Here is a 1,095-nt window from a genome sequence, read left to right on the forward strand (position 1 = left end):
TAAGTAAGTGAGCAAAATTAGTTTACATAAAATATTTATTGTATTTTTCCGTTTTATATGCAATGGGAAAGCCAAAAGTATTGGAGTTGACGGAGGCAGAACGCCTCGCACTCGAAAAAGGATTTCGCTTAGGCGAAAAGCACTGCTTCCGCATGCGTTGTCGTGCTGTGTTACTGAAAGCAGACGGACTGTCTTCTGCAGCAGCGGGCGTGCAAACGGAAATGAGCCACGTGAGCGTAAACGCTTGGGTAAAACGTTTCAAGTCCGAAGGAATAGACGGATTGAATACCCGTTCTGGCAGAGGTCGAAAACCTATTATGGACTGTTCGGACGAGGAAGCTGTGCGTCGTGCAATAGAGCAAGACAGACAGAGCGTGAGCAAGGCAAGAGCGGCATGGGAGCAAGCCTCGGGCAAAGAGGCAAGCGACTCAACATTCAAACGTTTTTTATCAGCATTGGCGCAAGATATAAGCGAATAAGAAAACGCCCAAGGGGAGAACCCTCGCCGCAACTCTATGAATACAAAGTCGAGAAGTTGCAAAAACTTGAAAATCAAGCGTCTGAAGGACGCATTAGGCTCTATTATGCTGATGAGAGCCACACTTGTACTGAAGGATATGTCCCTTACGGTTGGCAACTGCAAGGGGAGGATGTTTATGTCCCCTCCCAAAGGGTGGCACGACTCAATATCTTTGGAATGATAGACCGTGATAACCGTTACAATGGATTCACCACATTCGAAAAGATGACGGCAGATAAAGTCCTCAGTTTCCTTGATGATTTTTCGTTCAACTTGGAGATGGACACTTTTGTTGTCCTTGACAATGCTTCCGTACATAGAAACAAGAAGATCAAAGAACTTCGCCCAATATGGGAGCAAAGAGGACTTTTCCTCTTTTTCTTGCCTCCATATTCGCCACAATTGAATATTGCGGAAACACTTTGGCGTATTCTTAAAGGCAAGTGGATAAGACCACAAGATTATATAACTACTGACATACTTTTCTATACCACCAACAGAGCTTTGGCAGATATCGGAAAGGGGTTGCGTATAAACTTCTCTAAACATGTCGCTTAATTTTGATTAGTTACTTA

The 1,095-nt window shown here is 44.0% G+C and carries 2 protein-coding genes; both read left to right on the top strand.

Annotated elements, in window-relative coordinates; translation table 11 throughout:
- Nucleotides 1-62: 62 nt before the first annotated feature.
- On the top strand, nt 63-479 hold the full coding sequence (locus AC1DCD_RS10225) for a helix-turn-helix domain-containing protein (protein WP_202613108.1): 417 nt from the start codon (nt 63-65) through the stop codon (nt 477-479).
- On the top strand, nt 395-1,078 hold the full coding sequence (locus AC1DCD_RS10230) for an IS630 family transposase (protein ID WP_144005935.1): 684 nt from the start codon (nt 395-397) through the stop codon (nt 1,076-1,078). Before AC1DCD_RS10225 ends, AC1DCD_RS10230 begins: the two co-directional genes overlap by 85 nt.
- Nucleotides 1,079-1,095: the final 17 nt, after the last annotated feature.

This window comes from Prevotella sp. C0209C1, assembly GCF_056583855.1.

Bases quoted from the DNA above. Each gene is read 5' to 3' on its own strand.
- AC1DCD_RS10225 (WP_202613108.1), top strand. From the start codon at position 63: ATGGGAAAGCCAAAAGTATTGGAGTTGACGGAGGCAGAACGCCTCGCA.
- AC1DCD_RS10230 (WP_144005935.1), top strand. From the start codon at position 395: ATGGGAGCAAGCCTCGGGCAAAGAGGCAAGCGACTCAACATTCAAACG.